The following is a 16,874-nucleotide window of genomic DNA, read 5'->3' as shown; positions in this document are numbered from 1 at the left end:
CAAAGGTGATGGCATTGTCAGTTCCTTAGTCAATGTGTTTATATACGAGTAAAATGGCACGTTGAAAATAATGCTTTAATGAGCCTAATTAATATTAGATTAATTCGTTATATAACTCCATACCTGTCCGAGAAAATAACTATAAAATTCTCAGCTGCTTAGCTAACATCAATATTCATAAGACGTTTTGATCGTTACGGTGAAAACCGTCAAGGCGTTCCATTGTTATGAAGAGAGCGGATTTATCGAGAGGGGATGCTTGGTTCAAATGTTCTTTGACAGTGATCCATGTCAGGCTATAAAGCGCATGAATATTTTTAAGGAAACCTAGTCGAAAGCGTTGAGGCATAGCCCGGCCTAGGTTTGCCTTTATTTAAACAAATAACGCCTCATAGTGAGGCGTTGATTCAAGCATATCATTGTAAAGCGCTTACAGCTTGAGCATGTAGGCAGCCAGCGCATCAAACGCTGCGCGCTGCTTTAGGGCATGTTGTGCCCATACTTCCATAATGTAGGCGCTGGTTGCCGAATATTGAGTTGCTGAGTGTTGCATGGCATGCACTCCTGTTGTGAAGGTTATCTAATATCCTTGTTATGAAACTTTCTATTGTGCGACGCAGCATTGGCTTGCGAAGCTAGATAGTAGGCGCTTTTTAAGCACAGAGCTAGCCAAAAAGGTGTAGGTAAATGACCATCGCTTGTAAGCAATTGCTTACATCGTTGAATGGAAAAGCTTTTCATAAATAATTCACGGAGCCAAAAAAAGCTCTGGTCCCGGTGATTATTCTTATCACACTACATTTAAAACCAAATGCTTAGCCTAGGTGTGCTTTCAGTGCTCCATGGAGGTGCGTTGCCATAATGCTTGGAGCCTCCAGAAGGGTAGAACATCACCATCGTAAGAAGTAGGAATTAGCGGGAAGGCCATCGTGGGATTCTCCAGATAGGGTACTTCGTAAAGTGTAGCGGTTTTTTGCTGCGATGCAGCAGGGGTGTGAAAGCTCCGTTCGATAGATTATGCACGTAGGTGGAAAAGTGGATGCGAGGAGAGGAAATGGCAAAAAATGGGTTCTGAGCCGCTAGGTTCTGTGGGCTTGAAAACTCACGATAGTAGAATTAACTGATGGGTCGGGGGGAGAGCGCGTGTGATATCTGTAAAGCGCTTTGTCAAGTGTCGCAAGGAACGACCGTTCTCACTGGCTCTTAAAATGCCGCGCAAGGTAAATGACTGACACATAGCGTCTGCCGCACTTTATCCGGCCAAGGACGGCTTAAACAGACGCATAGATGAAGTCGTCTACTTGCTGCAGAATTGCTTCTTAAAATGCTAAGTGGTTATGCAGTGTTGTGATGGATAGGTTTTGATAGATAGATTTTGATAGACAATTTTTGATAGATAGTCTTTGAAAAATTGTTTTGGCAGATTGTTTTGGCAGATTGTTTTTGCGGAATATCTCGACGTGCTATGTTGGTTTAGGCACATAGCTTATGTCTTCAACATATGTTTTAAAAAGGCTTAATAACAATAGAGCTACGCCATGACCTCATCAATCGCTTATCACGACCACTGGGTGTCATTGTCTCACGGACACCTGTTTGCACGCAGCTGGGAACCCTCGGCGCTGAGTTCTGATACACCGATTATTTTATTACACGACTCTCTCGGCTGTACCGCCTTATGGCGTAGCTTTCCAGCAGCGCTATGCGAAAAGACCCGACACCGCGTTATTGCCTATGACCGGCTGGGGTTTGGTCAATCGAGCGCCTGTCTTGAGCCGCCACCGTTGAGCTTTATTGACGATGAACCCGGCACTGATTTTGCCGCTTTATGTGCAGCGCTTGCGATAGACCGCTTTATTGTATTAGGCCATAGCGTGGGCGGCTGCATGGCCATTCACTGTGCTGGCGCTTATGCGTCACGGTGTCTGGGGCTGATTACGATTGCTGCTCAATCGGCTAACGAGGCGCGTACACGTTCTGGTATCGAACAGGCAAAAGCCGCTTTTAAAGCGCCAGAACAGTTTTCAAAGCTGGAAAAATATCACGGTCATAAAGCCCGCTGGGTGTTAGATGCCTGGGTTAATACGTGGCTGCATCCTGACTTCATCAACTGGTCATTGGTACCCGCGCTTGAACGCGTGCATTGCCCCACATTGGTATTGCACGGCGAGAAAGATGAATATGGCTCGCACCGCCAGCCGGAACGTATTGCCCGGTATATCCAAGGCCCGGCGCACTGCGAAATACTTAAAAACCTTCACCACACCCCTCACCGCGAAGATGAAGCGCAGGTGATCAGGCTTATCGACTCGTTTATCGAAGAGCTTTCCCGTTAAGGAGATTGGATGCGTCTGCGTATTTTATCCGACCTGCACTTGGAGCACTTTGCGGACAGCCGCCCGTTATCCGATGTAAAGGCCGATGTTGTGATGTTAGCGGGGGATATTCATCATAAAGCTGAAGGCTTAATCTGGGCACGGGCGCAGTTTCCCACGCTGCCAATTCTGTTTGTGCCGGGGAACCATGAGTTCTATGGCACCTGTATGCCGCTGATGCGCGAAGAGCTTAAGAAAGAGGCCAAGCGGCTTGATATCGAACTGCTGGATAACCGCGCCGTCACGCTCAACGGCGTACGCTTTTATGGCACGACCCTCTGGACCGATTTTGCGCTTTACGCCAGTGATCCGACGAAAAATCCAGCCCATACCGAGTCCAAAGCGCTGCGCTACATGCCCGATTTCAGAATCATCCAAACGTCACCGGGCACGACGTTGACACCCCAAGCGAGTCAGCAGCTGCACACTGAAGCCCTCGCTTGGCTTGAAGGCGAACTGTCCAAGCCGTTTGATGGTCCCAGGGTAGTGATCAGCCATCATGCGCCGCTTCACCACTGCATTCCTGATCAATATTTAGGTGATGCGCTATCCCCAGCCTTTGCCTCTCATCTGCCGCAGTTGATGGGCAAAATGGATCTATGGATACACGGTCACGTTCATGAACCGGTGGATCTTATATATGCCGGTACGCGCGTACTGGCTAACCCTGGCGGATATCCGGATGAGTTTAATTCACCGCTTTTTAAGCCGGATTTAATCATCAATATTTGATGCCTACCGATATTAAGTTGGTTCCGGCAAAATTGCTTAGGGGCTATTGTTCTCCATGAAGGTGCACCCTCTAGGGCAAAATCTTGTTTTTATTGCTTAAAAAAATTACTGGGTTTTTAAAAGATATTTTAGACGCTAGCACTTTGGTCGAAGCTTAAAGCTTTTTACTTGCAGGTGTTGCGCGTGTTGATTATTTTCTAGTTTGTATGATGTATGACAAATAACTAGTTTACTACGATTTTACCTATTGCCATGTAATTAAACATGGATGAGAAAGCATGAGGACGTTTCTGTGAAATTTTCCAAACAAGAAGTAATACAAGCAGTTGGAGATGGACTACTGTCATTTCCCATTACCGATTTTGATCAGAACGGAAAATTTGACGAAAAAAGCTACCGCGAGCGCTTAGCGTGGTTTATCAGCCACGACATTTCTGCCGTGTTTGTAGCTGGTGGTACGGGCGAATTTTTCAATTTGACGCTTGAAGAGTATCGCCAGATTGTTCGTGTAGCGGTGGAAGTAGTCGATGGTAAGCTGCCGGTAATCGCAAGCGCTGGGTTAAGTGTTGAAGCGGGCAAGGCCTTTGCTGATGCCGCCTCTGAAGCCGGTGCCGATGGTATTTTGTTGATGCCCCCGTACCTGACAGAGTGTCCGCAGGATGGATTAGTCGAGTATGCGCGGCAAATTTGTGATGCCACTGATATCAACGTCATTTACTACAACCGAGGGAACGGGGTTCTGAATGCCGAGTCGGTGCAAGCACTCGCGGATGCCTGCTCGAACCTTATCGGTTTGAAAGATGGTAAAGGCGATATTCAGGCACTCAACAAAATCATTAAAACGGTCGGTGATCGCTTAGTGTATGTGGGCGGTGTGCCTACGGCAGAGATTTTCGCAGAAGCGTACCTGTCAATTGGCGTTAATACCTATTCATCTGCGGTATTCAACTTTGTACCCGATATGGCGGTTACGTTTTATAAAGCGCTCCGCAACGGTGATAAAGACGTCGTTAAACGAATCACGAACGATTTCTTTATTCCATTTATTGATCTGCGTGATCAAAAAGCCGGTTACGCGGTTAGCTTGATTAAAGAAGGCGCGGATATTATCGGCCGCCCGGCTGGAAGCGTTCGTGCGCCTTTAACCATGCCCACCCAAGAGCAACGCCAGCAGTTAGAGCGCCTGGTTGGTGTAGCGCGTTCTTTCTAAAAGCTGAAAAAAACCACAAGTAATAATAAGAGGTTTTAAGTGATGAAAACAAAAACTATCCGTCGCCAAGCGCTGTTTGCCCTAACGGGTGTCTCGCTATTAGCCGCTGCTGTTTCTGCCCAAGCCGATAACTGGCGGGGCTGGAATATTCACCCTGACGGTTACCCCAATACGGTAGCGCTTGAAGCCTTTGCCGAGGCAGTTAAAGAGCAAACAGAAGGGCGCGTTACCCCCCGTGTTTACAACAATGCCGTGCTGGGTGATCAGTCTGATGCGATTGAGCAAACCCGCAATGGTGCGTTGGATTTCGCTAATTTCAATATGGGGCCCATGGGACCCATTGTTAAGGAAACGAATGTTTTCTCGCTACCTTTCCTATTTACCGATGTAGACCATATGCACACGGTAATGGATGGCGAGATTGGTCAGCGCTTTGCTGATGCATTGGAAGATAAAGGTCTGGTAGTGCTCTCCTGGTTCGATTCAGGCGCCAGAAGCATTTACAACACCAAGCATCCGATCAACACCCCAGAAGATGTTCAGGGCTTAAAGATCCGGGTCATGAATAACGATCTTTACGTCGAGATGATGGAGGCGCTTGGCGGCAATGCGACGCCAATGGCGTATGGCGAGGTTTACCAGAGTTTAACCACCGGTGTTCTGGATGGTGCTGAAAACAACTACCCCTCCTTTGAATCCAGCAACCACTACGAAGCGGCGGAATACTACTCCTTAACCGAGCATTTGATTATTCCCGAGTGCCTGTGTGTTGCCAAAGCCAGTTGGGACAAGTTATCCGAAGAAGACCAGGAAATCGTTCGTGAAGAAGCGATGAATGCTTCCACCATGCAACGTGAGCTGTGGGTCGAAAGCTCTGAAGAGAGCCGTCAGATTATCTTGGATAACGGCGTGGAAATTAATGAAGTAGAAGATAAAGCGGCTTTCCAAACATTGATGGAGCCGATGTATGAAAACTTTATCGCTAATAACCCGGGCACGGGTGAGCTGATCGAGGAAATCAGAGCCGCTCAATAATTTTCTTATGACTTCCTTTCGGCGGCTTGATGCCGCCGAAAGATTAAAAGGAAATGTGTCGTGAGTATAGAGCTTGAAACACCCAGCAGTAGAAAAAGCACGACAAAAGAAGGCTCTGTAGACCGCGTGTTGGATGGCATGGCTGAGCTATGCGTGCTTGTGGCGGGCATCATGCTGGTCGTTCTTATTGCTACTTTCGGTTGGCTAGTCTTTGGACGTTATGTGCTTAACAACACGCCAACCTGGGTAGAGCAAACCTCCCTGATATTAGTGGTATATATCACCTGTTTGGGCGCCGCTGCCGGCGTCAGATACCACAGCCATCTGAATATCGACTTTGTTCGAGAGAGCTTTCCTCCTTTTCTGCGCGGATTAATGCACCACATCTCGGATCTTTTCATTCTTGTATTTGGTGGTTTTATGGTGGCTCAGGGCTGGAAGCTGGTCATGACAAACATGGAAAGGGCTATTCCAATGATTGGTCTCTCTGAAAGCTGGCGTGCAGCCCCACTGGTAATTTGTGGCGTGCTGATCATGCTGTTTGCAGGGGCGGATATAGTGCAACGATTACTGTCTCGAAACGCTGGGAGGGCATAAGTCATGGGGCTGATGATACTGTTTGGAATTTTTTTTCTCGGCCTTGTCGCAGGTGCACCGGTCGCTTTTGCCGTTGGGCTGGCCGCTGTCGCTGCGTTTATGTATGAAGGGCTACCGCTGTTTGTCGCCTTTCAACGTATCTTATCCGGCATTTCCGTTTTTTCGCTACTGGCGATTCCGTTTTTCATTTTCGCCGGTGAGCTGATGCTTCACGGCGGCATTTCAACCCGGCTTGTTCGCCTGGCCTCCGCTATGGTGGGGAGGATGCGCGGCGGTCTGGGGATGGTCAATATAAGCTCTTCGATGCTGTTTGGCGGCATCTCGGGTTCAGCGGTAGCCGATACGTCTGCCTTGGGCTCGATTCTTATCCCGGTGATGAAAGAGAAGGGCTACGACGCTGACTATGCCGTCAACGTTACGGTGACCTCGTCGGTCGCCGGCGTGGTCATTCCGCCCAGCCATAACATGATTCTCTATGCCGTAGCGGCGGGCGGCGGTATTTCCGTTACCCAGCTTTTTATTGCCGGTATCGTGCCTGGCATCCTGATGTGCTTAAGCCTGGCCGTGGCCGCTTATATCGTGGCCGTTAAGCGTGGCTATAAAGGTGAGGCATTTCCCGGCTGGCAAGCCCTGTTTCTTAGCCTGATCGCCTCGCTGCCTGGCTTGATGACCGCTGTCATTATTGTCGGCGGCGTTCTTTCGGGCATCTTGACGGTAACGGAGTCCGGGGCTTTTGGCGCCATCTACGCCATTATCGTGACCGGGCTTGTCTACCGTGAACTTAAGTGGTCGTCCTTCAAGGCTGCCGTTATTCAGTCGGTTAAAACCACATCGCTGGTCATGATTCTGGTGGGCTGCGCATCGGCTTTCTCTTATATGCTGGCGCTCTATAACGTGCCTGAAATGCTGACCACCGGGTTAATGACGATTTCAGACAAGCCTGTGGTTATCTTTTTGATGCTTAACCTGATTCTACTGGTATTGGGCATGATCATGGATATGGCGGCGTTAATCCTGATCTGCACGCCCATCTTCCTGCCGGTAGCCATGCAGTTTGGCATGGATCCTATCCAATTCGGCATCATTTTAATGATGAACCTGGGGCTGGGTTTATGTACCCCGCCGGTAGGCGCGTGCCTGTTTGTGGGCTGCGTGATCGGGAAAATTAAAATTGAGCATGCAGTTCGCACCATCTGGCCCTTCTTCCTGGCGCTGTTTGTAGCGCTAATGCTGGTGACTTACATCCCGGCAGTTTCATTAACGCTACCTGGCCTTTTTAGATAACGCCATGACAGGAAAATCAGCCATGAGAATAGAAGCGGTCAAGACTTATATTCTGGATCATAAGCTTGAAACAGCGTTTGAAAGTGCTTCGATGTCATTCACGCGCCGCCAGCACTGCTTAGTCGAAATCATTTGTGAAGACGGCACCATTGGGTGGGGCGAGTGCTTGGGGCCTGCCAAGCCCAATGCGGCCATTGTCCAGGTATACGCCCAGGCGCTGATTGGCGAAGACCCGCTGCAAACAGAGAAAGTATGGCTTAACCTTTATAATCGGCTGCGTGATCAGGGCCAGCGTGGCTTAACCATGACTGCTCTGAGCGGTATCGATATTGCGCTTTGGGACATCAAGGGCAAGCACTTCGGCGTACCTGTTTCCACGCTGCTTGGTGGGAGGTTCCGTGAATCTGTGCGCGCCTATGCCACCGGCTCGTTTTGCCGCGAGGGTGTTGAGCGTGTCAGCGACGTAGCGGCGGAAGTAGCGCGCTATCGTCACGAAGGCTTTCATGCCGTAAAGATCAAGATCGGCTTTGATGTTGAAGAAGATCTGAAAGTGATTGAGGCCGTGCGTGAAGCAATCGGGCCGGATGTGCGCCTTATGATTGATGCCAATCACGGCTACGATTATCTGGAAGCCATCGAGGTAGGCCAGCGTGCGGCGGCGTTTGGTATCGACTGGTTTGAAGAGCCGGTACTCCCTGAGCAGATTGAGACTTACCAAGCGGTAAGAGCGAGCCAGCCCATTCCCGTGGCAAGTGGCGAGAACTGGCACGGCCGCTACGCCATGCAGGAGCCGCTTGCACGCAGGGCTATCGATATCATCCAGCCGGATATCTGTGGCGTCGGCGGCTTTAGCGAAATGCGCCGAATTGCAGATATGGCCGCCATGCACGGCGTGCGCTTAGTGCCTCACGTATGGGGAACCGCAGTATGCCTGGCGGCGAGCCTTCAGTTTATGGCTGCACTGCCGCCCAATCCGCCACGGCGCTCGCCACTTGAACCCATCATGGAGTTTGACCGCACTGAAAATCCATTTCGTCAGGCCGTGGTTAAAACGCCCCTAGAGCATCACCAGGGGGTTATGAACATTCCCGATGGCCCTGGCTTGGGGATTGAAATCAACCGCGATGCGCTGATTACCTATGCTTTGAAGGAGTTTTGAGTATGTCCATCCCAGCCAACACGCGTCCACTGGAAGGGGGCGCGCCGCGTTTGAAAGTGCCGGCTGGCGCGACCGACTGCCATATGCATTTGTATCTGCCGGGCTACACCGCACAGCCTGGCGGCCCCGATGTTAAAGAACTGGCGACGGTTGAAAATTATCAAGTAGTACAGCGCAGGCTCTCGCTTGAGCGCGTGGTTGTTACCCAGTCCAATGCTTATCAATTTGATAACAGGGCCGTGCTTGAAGGCGTTACCCAAATCGGGCAGGCAAATGCACGTGCGATTGTTGCCGTCAGGCCTGATGCTACGGAGGCAGATATTGATGCCTTTCATTCTCAAGGTGCCCGGGGCGCCCGTATCATGCAGCTTCCCGGTGGTGCCGTGGGGATGGATCAATTGAGCGACGTTGAAGCGCGCATTCGGCCACTTGGTTGGCACTTGATGGTGCAGTTCAACGGCCGAATGATCAACGACTATATGGCCACTCTCAAGGCCATCCAAACCGACTATATCATTGACCACATTGGCAAATTCATGGATCCCGTAGCGGCTGATGATGAACGCGTAGACCGTATTGTCGAGTTGCTCGACCGGGGCAACGCGTGGATAAAAATATGCGGGGCGTATGAGACCAGTCTAACCGGCGGTCCGGGGTATAACGATGTAGGGCCTGTTGCCAAACGGCTTATTGAGCATGCGCCCGAGCGCGTGCTATGGGGCTCAAATTGGCCGCATGTGGGGGTGCCCCGGGAACGCTATCCTGATGACGCCGAGCAGCTTGATGTACTTTTGGATTGGGCCTCTGACAGCGTCCAGCAAAAAATTCTGGTTGATAACCCGGCCAAGCTTTACGGCTTTTAGATTTCAATTTTGATGGATATCACCTTCGCTCAATGCCAACAAGGCAAACAACAGACTAAGCAGGAGATAGCATGTTTAATCGTATTCTAGTGACTGGGGCGGCTGGCGGATTGGGGAAAAGTTTGCGTCCGCATCTTGCCGGGTTTGCCAAGCATGTCCGCCTTTCGGATATTGCACCTCTGGACAATGCTCAGCCAGGTGAGGAACTGATCCAGGCGGATCTCAGCGATCAACAGGCTGTAGCCGAGCTGGTACGAGGATGCGATGGCATCATTCATCTGGGCGGGATGTCGGTTGAAAGTCCCTGGAATGATATATTGAATGCCAATATTATTGGTACTTACAATCTTTTTGAAGCCGCACGGCTTAATGGTAAACCGCGTATCGTGTTTGCTAGTTCCAACCATGCGATAGGCTTTTATAAGCGCCATCAGCGAATAGATAATCAGGTTCCTCAGCGGCCGGATTCGCTTTACGGCGTCTCAAAATGCTTTGGCGAAAATCTGGCCAGTCTCTATCACGATAAGTTTGGTGTCGAGACACTTAGCGTGCGCATTGGCTCCTGTTTTGACAAGCCCGTTGATACTCGCATGATGGCCACTTGGCTGAGCCTGAATGACTTCATTAGCCTGTTAAAACGTGCCTTTACAACCCCTCGGCTGGAGCATACCGTGGTTTATGGGGCATCTGACAATGCTGAACAGTGGTGGGATAATACTCATGCCGGTTTCCTTGGCTGGGTTCCAAAAGATAGCTCTGAACCCTGGCGGGAAGAGACGGAACAGCGCGATCGTAATCTTGACTGCGATGATGTTGCCGTGCGTTATCACGGTGGCAAATTTGCTGCTATTGGTCATCCAGACGATAGCCAATAGCACATAGAGCGCTGGTTGTACGTTATGGTGCAACTGGATATATACATGGAAAGGATAACAGGCATGGCCAAGCAAACGCCTACTATGGCGTCGTTTCAGGTTAACCGGATCGCTCAGCAGGGCAGTTTATCTGTTCACGTAGCGAACCAGTTGGAGACGCTGATTACCCAGGGGAAAGTGGCGGTTGGCGATAAGCTGCCTACCGAAAATAGCCTGTGTGAATCTTTTGGCGTTAGCCGCACGGTCATTCGCGAAGCTATCACTCATCTCAAGTCTCTGGGATTGGTTGAAACACGCCGTGGTGTCGGCACGTCGGTCTTGCGTTCCTCTAAAGTGGAGGCGCTTCCAGCCGAGCGTATCAATCCCACTACGGTGGAAGACATTCTCTATCTTCTGGAGCTTCGCTTAACGCTTGAGCCCGCCGCGGCGGAACTTGCTGCCTTACGCTACGATGCTGAAGACCAGAAGCGGCTGGAAGCGCAACACCAAGCGTTTGCCAACGCGTACGCCACTCAGTCGCAAGCTCGAGAAGAGGATTACCTGTTCCATTTTGCTATTGCTACGGCGACTAAAAATCCTTTCTTCAAATCGTTCTACGAACAGTGGAGCCAAAGCGTTATCCCTCGCGCCAAACTGCTGAGTAACGATATCAATCCGCTCTCATCCCAACGCTACCTGGAGCGGGTACAGGAAGAGCATGCGCATATCCTTAACGCTATCCTTGCTCGTGACGGCAGCGCCGCACGAGAAATGATGCACCAGCATCTTAGCCGTGCGCGTGATACCTACGCGCAGTACCGCGATCAGGCGTAGCGAGCTATGGGCATCTTCGGGTGTTTACTGCAGCAGAGCGTCGTCATGGGATGGGATGCGCAACATTGATTCAATGATGAACAGACTCCTAAGCAGGTAAGCAATTACCTGCTTTTTTAACGCCTCTATCTAATAAAAATGAAGAGAGTTGATGATGAGCGAAGAGATTACCCTATCGCTTAAGGATGCTGAATCCTTGAGCCTGAACGTACTTCAGCATAATGGTTATAACCAGGCCCATGCAGAAGCCATTACGCGCAATGTGCTGACGGTTCAGCGCGATGAATGCCATTCCCATGGTTTATATCGCCTGATCGGCTGTGTTCAAACGGCGCTCAATGGCGGCGTTGATACGCATGCCGTACCGGAAGTAATTGATCAAGCGCCCAGCGTGGTTAAGGTCAATGCCCGCCAGGGTAACTCCTTGTTAGCGTTTGAAATGGGTAAAGAACAGCTTGTAGAAAAAGCCAGGCAAACAGGGCTAGCCGCGCTGGCGATCAATAACGCCTTTCACTTTTCAGCCCTATGGCCTGAGGTCGAGGCCCTTTCAAGTGAAGGGCTCATTGGCATTGCCATGACCCCCAGCCACGCTTTTGTAGCGCCAGCGGGTGGCACGAAGCCTTTGTTGGGCACCAACCCTATCGCGTTTTCCTGGCCACGTCCGGGTAGCGCGCCGTATACGTTTGATTTTGCGACCAGTGTGGTGGCGCGCGGTGAGATTGAACTGTATAAGCGCGCAGGCAAACAGATTCCCACAGGCTGGGCAATTGATGCTCAAGGTGAAGCGACGACCAGCCCTGTAGATGCGCTGGCGGGGGCGATGCTCACGTTTGGCGGGTATAAGGGTTCGGCGCTGTCTACCATGATTGAGCTATTGGCCGGGCCGCTAATTGGTGATGTGTTGGGCCATGAAACCCAGCCCGCCAACGAACAGAAAACCGGTAAGCCGTTTCATGGTGAGCTGATTATCGCCATATCGCCGGACGTTTTCTTGGGCCAGGATGCTGCTCGTCATCTTCAGCATGCTGAAGTGCTGTTTGAAAACATTTTAGGCCAGGGCGCTCGGCTACCCTCACAGCGCCGTTTTGAGGCCCGAGAAAATAGCCTGCGTGATGGTATCACCCTACCCAAAGCGCTTTATAATGAGCTTATCGCACTGACCCATTGATTCATCGAGAGTAAATAGCACTGTCGTTATACGATAGCGCTTTTATGATCTGCTTTATATTGTCAGAAACAGACACTTCATGAGGATCAACGCTCGTATGGATACACCGCATGTTTGAAGTTGCCGCCATCATCATGCCTATCTTTTTATTGATTGCTGTTGGCTATTTTTCCATGCGGATCCGTATTCTCAACCGCGAGCAAATGCAGGGAGTGGGCCGATTTGTGCTGTATATCGCCCTCCCTGCACTGTTAATCCGCGCCATTACCCAGAACCCTCTGGAAGAAGTTTTCAATATCAACTACCTGCTGGCCTACGGGCTAGGCTCGCTGGGTGTTTTCGGATTGGCGCTTGGGTACACCGTCATGCTGAAAAAACAGCCGCTGACCACCGGAAGTATCAGCGCGCTGGGGATGTCGATGTCCAATAGCGCGTTTAGTGGCTACCCGGTCGCGGTGATGATTATCGGCCCGCCTGCGGCTAATTTTTTAGCTTTGAATATGATCATCGAGAACCTGCTGATCATTCCGCTAGCGCTTATCCTAGCCGAAACGGGTCAGCAGGCCGGTCGCGGCGTTATGAAATCACTCCAGAAAACGCTCAAGCAACTGGTTAAAAATCCCATCCTCATTGGCCTGTTTATCGGAGTTCTGATCGCCGTTACCGATACACATCTGCCTACTTCGGTTATCCAGGCGGTTGATATGTTGGCAAAAGCGGCGGGCCCTGCCGCGCTATTTGCGATTGGCGGCGCGCTCTATGGCCTGCAAATTCGCGGCGTAGTGGGGGAGGTGAGCCAGATCGTTACGGGTAAGCTCATCATTCATCCACTGGGTGTCTTGATCTGCATGTGGCTGATTGCGGGCAATGACGCTTTACTGATTGCCGGTGGCTTACTGTTTGCAGGCGCTCCCATGGCAAGTGTCTATCCGTTGCTAGGCCAACGTTATGGTATGGGCAACGTAGCGGCAGGCGCCTTGATGGCGGGCACGCTCATGTTCTTTATCACCATTAGCATTATCGTTGGCTTGATGACCTATTTCGGCGTGTTGGCTTAACGGCTATTAGCTTCAATAAACGCTTTGGCTCTAGGGTCCTGCATATAGGAAACGTTGAGACGCAACCAGGGGGTTGTCGCATTGTCGGGTAGGAATAGATGGCTCGGCGAAAGCATGATTTCGTAGCGCTGTGCAGCTGCCTTAAGCGTTTCATCATCCGTGGGTGGCTTGGCCCAGACAAACATACCGCCCGCCGGTTCGGTAAACACTTCCCACCCTGATTTTCTTAGTAGCGTTAATGCTAGTGCCATCTGATTGGAAAGCCGGGTTCTTAATCGTTCAGTGAGTTTTCGATAACTGCCGTTTTGCAGCAGCATAACCAGTACCTGTTCTGAAAACAGTGATGCAGAAATGCTGGTCAGCATTTTGATATCTACCAGGCGTTGTACTAGATCCGGGGGAGTAGCGATAAAACCCACGCGAAGTGACGAGGAAAGAGTTTTTGAAAAGCTGGCTAAATAGATAACACGTTTAAGCCCGTCAAGGGCTGCTAACCGTGTGGTTGGAGTATGCTGAAAATCAGCATAAATATCGTCTTCAATGATCCTGAAATCATACTGCTCGGCAAGCTGTAAAACGCGGTGCGCTACGGCGGGAGTCAATGTGCTGCCGGTAGGATTGTGGAAAACGCTATTAATGTAGAAAAGTTTGGGTTGGTGGTGGGCTAACAAACCTTCCAGGCGCTCGATATCGGGCCCATCGGCTAAGCGGGGGACCCCAATCACGCGAATGCGCTGCAAATGCAGTAGCCCAAACAGGTTGTAATAACCGGGTGATTCCACAAATACAACATCGCCGGGCTCAAGCAGCAAACGTACTAACAGATCTAGAGAATGGCTACCGCTGTTGGTTGTCACGATCTGTTGGGCATCTGCGGTAATCGCAAGCGGGCGCAGGCGCTCTTGTAGCAGACGGCGTAAGGTTAAAAGCCCGTGCGGCGTACTGTATTCAAAAATTCCTGAGCGGCTGTGACGGGTAACTTGGCGGATAGCGTAGGTAAGATCGTCGCTCTCGCGCCAAGTGTTGGGCAACCACCCACAGCCGAGCTTGAGGGTGTTCTCTTCTGCGCCGAAAAGCCCCCATAGTCCATTGGTGACTTCCTGTAGCGGGCTAGAAGCGCGCTGTTGGTTGGTCTGTACGGCGACGCTATCCGCAACATAGAAGCCTGAGCCGGGTTTTGAGCGAATTAAACCTGACGACACTAGTCGTTCGTAGGCATCGATGACCGCATTACGGCTGATGTTATGTGTCGCTGCCAAGCGGCGTATTGAAGGTAAACGAAGACCGCCGCCTGCGCCGTTGTGTTGAATCCACTGGCGAAGGCTTTCTTCCAGCTGTTGAGCCATGGGGGTGGCAGCGTGTCGGTCAACCTGTAGTTTCATAAGCGCCCTTGTTGCCCTCAACTGTTCTTCAAAATGGCAGAACAGTGCCTGGGTAATAATGGCTGAGTGTACCTTATCCCGGTTCTTTAAGAGTGCGAACGTAACGGCTCACATGAAAACTGAGGCAGGTACAAAGTGACGAGACGATCGAACGCCCTCAAGCTGGCTTTTGCGCTGTGCATGATTACCACGGCGGTCAATTTACAAGCACCGCTTTATGAAGCATTAGCGGCTCGTGATGGCTTGGGCGTTGGCGCAACAACACTCGCTTTTGCCTGTTATGTAGCGGGTATTATGCCGGTATTGTTGGGGCTTAATGGTTTGTCTGAGCGGGTAGGCTGCAAGCCGTTGATTATTGCTGCACTGCTCTTATGCCTTGTGGCTACTTCCCTAACATTGATCGTGCCAGGTTTAGTGACCCTGGGAGCGGCTCGGTTTTTACTCGGAATAGGCACCGCCCTGACGTCAGCGGTTGCGCCAACCTACATGCACCGGCTGCTCACTGGCGGGGATAGCAGCATGGCAACCAAGTACGTGACAACCAGTACTGCGATGGGATTTGGCCTGGGGGCGGCGGTTACCAGCTTGTTTATCTTCCATACACCCAGCATAACGCCACCCAGCTTATGGTTGTATTTGGGTGCTGGCGTCGTCGCATTAGTGGCCGTTAGTACACTGAAAAACACGGCCCCAAACCCTAACAAGTGCGCGATGCTGCGACTACCCAGCTACCCACCCGGTACGCTCGGCTATGGGTTGGCCATTTTGCTTGCCTGGGCAACGGTGGGGCTGGTGATTGCTATTTTGCCTTCTGCATTACATGCGCACGGTTTAACGGCCTGGAGCGGCTTTGCTACGTTCGGTATTTGTAGCTGTGGGGTGTTATTTCAACCTTGGGCAAGAGCGCTGCGGCCAGCTCATTCCACAGTGCTGGGTCTTGTCATCTTACCGATCGCCTACACAGTGATCGCCTGGGGAGCGGTTCAGGGAATGCTTGTGGCTGTGTTGGTCGGAACGGTTGCCGCTAGTAGCGCCTGTTACGGGTTTATCTATCTAGGTGGCTTGAAGGGAGTGCTGGAAATAGCCAAAGCGGCGTCCACCCAGGTAAGCGCAGGCTATTTTTTGATGGCCTACATAGGATTTAGTCTGCCGGTAATTACCACCGGCGCTTTAATTGATGCCGTAGGCCATGTGGCCGCTTTAACCATCTTTGGGCTAGCGCTATCAATGGGCGCCATCACTACCATTGGCCTGCTGCTAATCAGTCAGGCTAGGTATTCGCAGCATCCGTCAGGCATTAGCTTTTAAGGCGTCCTATCAATCAGCAATCCACAGGAAGGCGCGGCCCAGTGTGTATTGGCGGTAAACACCACATCGCACACCACCGGCGAATAGCAGCGGCGTATCTCATCATCAATACGTTCACGTAGAGCGTCTTGTGCCTTTAACGAGGCGCCGGTGCCTTCTTCGGGCAGAACAATGTGTACCATGACATAAAGCAAGCGGCCGGGCCGCACCATGCGAACACGAACCTCCTGGGTATGCGCGCCTGCCAGCGCCGTGGAGATGGCTTGTCGCACGGGAGCGGCAATGGTTTCATCAGGTGTTTTATTGAGCAGCTCTTTGAGCGCCTGGGACGCCATACGCACGGGTACGCCCAAGCAAAGCAACACCACTGCCATGACCAGAACGGAATCGACATACGCCACCACGTTGTTCCAGTTCAGCCACTCAAACACCATAACCATACAAAACGCTGCGAGTACTGCGGCGGAAATGATGCTATTGACTACCCAATTGAGTTTGTCAGCCGCAATTAGCGGACTATGGGTATAGCGCTGGCTACGATGCATAACCCACGCGGTCACCGAGCAGGCAAGCGTCGCAAACAGCGCGTAGATAACGGCAAGGCCTGCAGCAATTTCCCGACCACCTGTCAGTAAAGCGGCAATGGCGTCCACCAAGGCAAAGACGGATACCCCTAGAATCAGTAGCCCTTTGCATAGGTTAACCAGCGACTCGAAGTAACTGTAACCAAACGGGTAGGATTCGCTATCAGGGCGGCTGGCTAGTTTACTTACCTTGATCGTCACCAACGCTACGCTAAAGTAGATAAGGTTAAATAACCCATCGAGCAAAATAGCCTGGGAATTAGAGGCTAGCGTGGCGGTAATGCCGGCACAGCCGATTAAGAGTGCCATAAAGGCGGAAAATGCCAGCGTGCGTGCTTCTGTCTTCATGAATGTATTGGCTCCAACGCCATTCGTAGAACCCGCAAGCATAGCAATATTGATAGCTTATTCACTAACGATAGCGGCGCCCA

At 51.1% G+C, this 16,874-nt stretch carries 16 protein-coding genes; 13 read left to right on the top strand and 3 right to left on the bottom strand.

What is annotated here, in order from left to right; all coding sequences use genetic code 11:
• Nucleotides 1-430 precede the first annotated feature (430 nt).
• On the bottom strand, nucleotides 431-553 hold the full coding sequence (locus ACT3R7_RS16915; protein WP_264298634.1) for a hypothetical protein: 123 nt from the start codon (nucleotides 551-553) through the stop codon (nucleotides 431-433).
• A 985-nt stretch (nucleotides 554-1,538) separates the two neighbouring features.
• Here ACT3R7_RS16915 and ACT3R7_RS16910 point away from each other — a divergent pair.
• From ACT3R7_RS16910 to ACT3R7_RS16855, 12 genes are all read left to right on the top strand, one after another.
• Nucleotides 1,539-2,336 carry an alpha/beta fold hydrolase gene (locus tag ACT3R7_RS16910; RefSeq protein ID WP_193053438.1) on the top strand — a complete coding sequence of 266 codons (798 nt, stop codon included), beginning with the start codon at nucleotides 1,539-1,541 and terminating at the stop codon, nucleotides 2,334-2,336.
• A 9-nt stretch (nucleotides 2,337-2,345) separates the two neighbouring features.
• Entirely contained in the window at nucleotides 2,346-3,107 is a 762-nt protein-coding gene (locus ACT3R7_RS16905) for a metallophosphoesterase (protein WP_193053439.1), read from the top strand.
• Between the two features lie 292 nt (nucleotides 3,108-3,399).
• The gene (gene kdgD / locus ACT3R7_RS16900; RefSeq protein WP_193053440.1) at nucleotides 3,400-4,317 is read left to right on the top strand and encodes a 5-dehydro-4-deoxyglucarate dehydratase; all 918 of its coding nucleotides are present in this window, start codon (nucleotides 3,400-3,402) and stop codon (nucleotides 4,315-4,317) included.
• A 42-nt stretch (nucleotides 4,318-4,359) separates the two neighbouring features.
• Nucleotides 4,360-5,352 (top strand): TRAP transporter substrate-binding protein, encoded by a 993-nt coding sequence (locus tag ACT3R7_RS16895; protein WP_193056813.1) that lies wholly within the window; start codon nucleotides 4,360-4,362, stop codon nucleotides 5,350-5,352.
• Nucleotides 5,353-5,412: 60 nt separating this feature from the next.
• Nucleotides 5,413-5,949, top strand: coding sequence for a TRAP transporter small permease (locus tag ACT3R7_RS16890; protein WP_193053442.1), 537 nt, complete (start codon nucleotides 5,413-5,415; stop codon nucleotides 5,947-5,949).
• A 3-nt stretch (nucleotides 5,950-5,952) separates the two neighbouring features.
• Nucleotides 5,953-7,233: a TRAP transporter large permease gene (locus ACT3R7_RS16885; RefSeq protein WP_193053443.1), complete on the top strand. Its 1,281-nt coding sequence runs from the start codon at nucleotides 5,953-5,955 to the stop codon at nucleotides 7,231-7,233.
• Between the two features lie 22 nt (nucleotides 7,234-7,255).
• Nucleotides 7,256-8,392, top strand: coding sequence for a mandelate racemase/muconate lactonizing enzyme family protein (locus ACT3R7_RS16880; RefSeq protein ID WP_193053444.1), 1,137 nt, complete (start codon nucleotides 7,256-7,258; stop codon nucleotides 8,390-8,392).
• A 2-nt stretch (nucleotides 8,393-8,394) separates the two neighbouring features.
• Nucleotides 8,395-9,255 carry an amidohydrolase family protein gene (locus ACT3R7_RS16875; protein ID WP_193053445.1) on the top strand — a complete coding sequence of 287 codons (861 nt, stop codon included), beginning with the start codon at nucleotides 8,395-8,397 and terminating at the stop codon, nucleotides 9,253-9,255.
• A 71-nt stretch (nucleotides 9,256-9,326) separates the two neighbouring features.
• Entirely contained in the window at nucleotides 9,327-10,130 is an 804-nt protein-coding gene (locus ACT3R7_RS16870) for an NAD-dependent epimerase/dehydratase family protein (protein WP_193053446.1), read from the top strand.
• A gap of 63 nt (nucleotides 10,131-10,193) precedes the next feature.
• On the top strand, nucleotides 10,194-10,943 hold the full coding sequence (locus tag ACT3R7_RS16865; RefSeq protein ID WP_226912116.1) for a FadR/GntR family transcriptional regulator: 750 nt from the start codon (nucleotides 10,194-10,196) through the stop codon (nucleotides 10,941-10,943).
• A 151-nt stretch (nucleotides 10,944-11,094) separates the two neighbouring features.
• Nucleotides 11,095-12,111, top strand: a complete 1,017-nt coding sequence (locus tag ACT3R7_RS16860; RefSeq protein ID WP_287077032.1) for an Ldh family oxidoreductase — start codon at nucleotides 11,095-11,097, stop codon at nucleotides 12,109-12,111.
• 110 nt (nucleotides 12,112-12,221) lie between these two features.
• On the top strand, nucleotides 12,222-13,169 hold the full coding sequence (locus tag ACT3R7_RS16855; RefSeq protein WP_193053447.1) for an AEC family transporter: 948 nt from the start codon (nucleotides 12,222-12,224) through the stop codon (nucleotides 13,167-13,169).
• On the opposite strand, the gene ACT3R7_RS16850 is transcribed toward ACT3R7_RS16855, so the two are convergent.
• Nucleotides 13,166-14,551, bottom strand: coding sequence for an aminotransferase-like domain-containing protein (locus tag ACT3R7_RS16850; RefSeq protein WP_193053448.1), 1,386 nt, complete (start codon nucleotides 14,549-14,551; stop codon nucleotides 13,166-13,168). The genes ACT3R7_RS16855 and ACT3R7_RS16850 overlap by 4 nt on opposite strands.
• A 135-nt stretch (nucleotides 14,552-14,686) precedes the next feature.
• Here ACT3R7_RS16850 and ACT3R7_RS16845 point away from each other — a divergent pair, with 135 nt between their 5' ends.
• Complete coding sequence (locus tag ACT3R7_RS16845) at nucleotides 14,687-15,859, top strand: MFS transporter (RefSeq protein WP_328515003.1); 1,173 nt, start codon at nucleotides 14,687-14,689, stop codon at nucleotides 15,857-15,859.
• On the opposite strand, the gene ACT3R7_RS16840 is transcribed toward ACT3R7_RS16845, so the two are convergent.
• Entirely contained in the window at nucleotides 15,856-16,791 is a 936-nt protein-coding gene (locus ACT3R7_RS16840) for a cation diffusion facilitator family transporter (protein WP_193053449.1), read from the bottom strand. The two genes, ACT3R7_RS16845 and ACT3R7_RS16840, sit on opposite strands and share 4 nt — an antisense overlap.
• Nucleotides 16,792-16,874 lie beyond the last annotated feature (83 nt).

This window comes from Halomonas sp. AOP43-A1-21 (genome assembly GCF_052376775.1).
GTDB lineage: Bacteria > Pseudomonadota > Gammaproteobacteria > Pseudomonadales > Halomonadaceae > Vreelandella > Vreelandella colorata.
The sequence above is the reverse complement of the archived record's forward strand: the minus strand, read 5'-3'. Positions and strand labels throughout refer to the sequence as shown.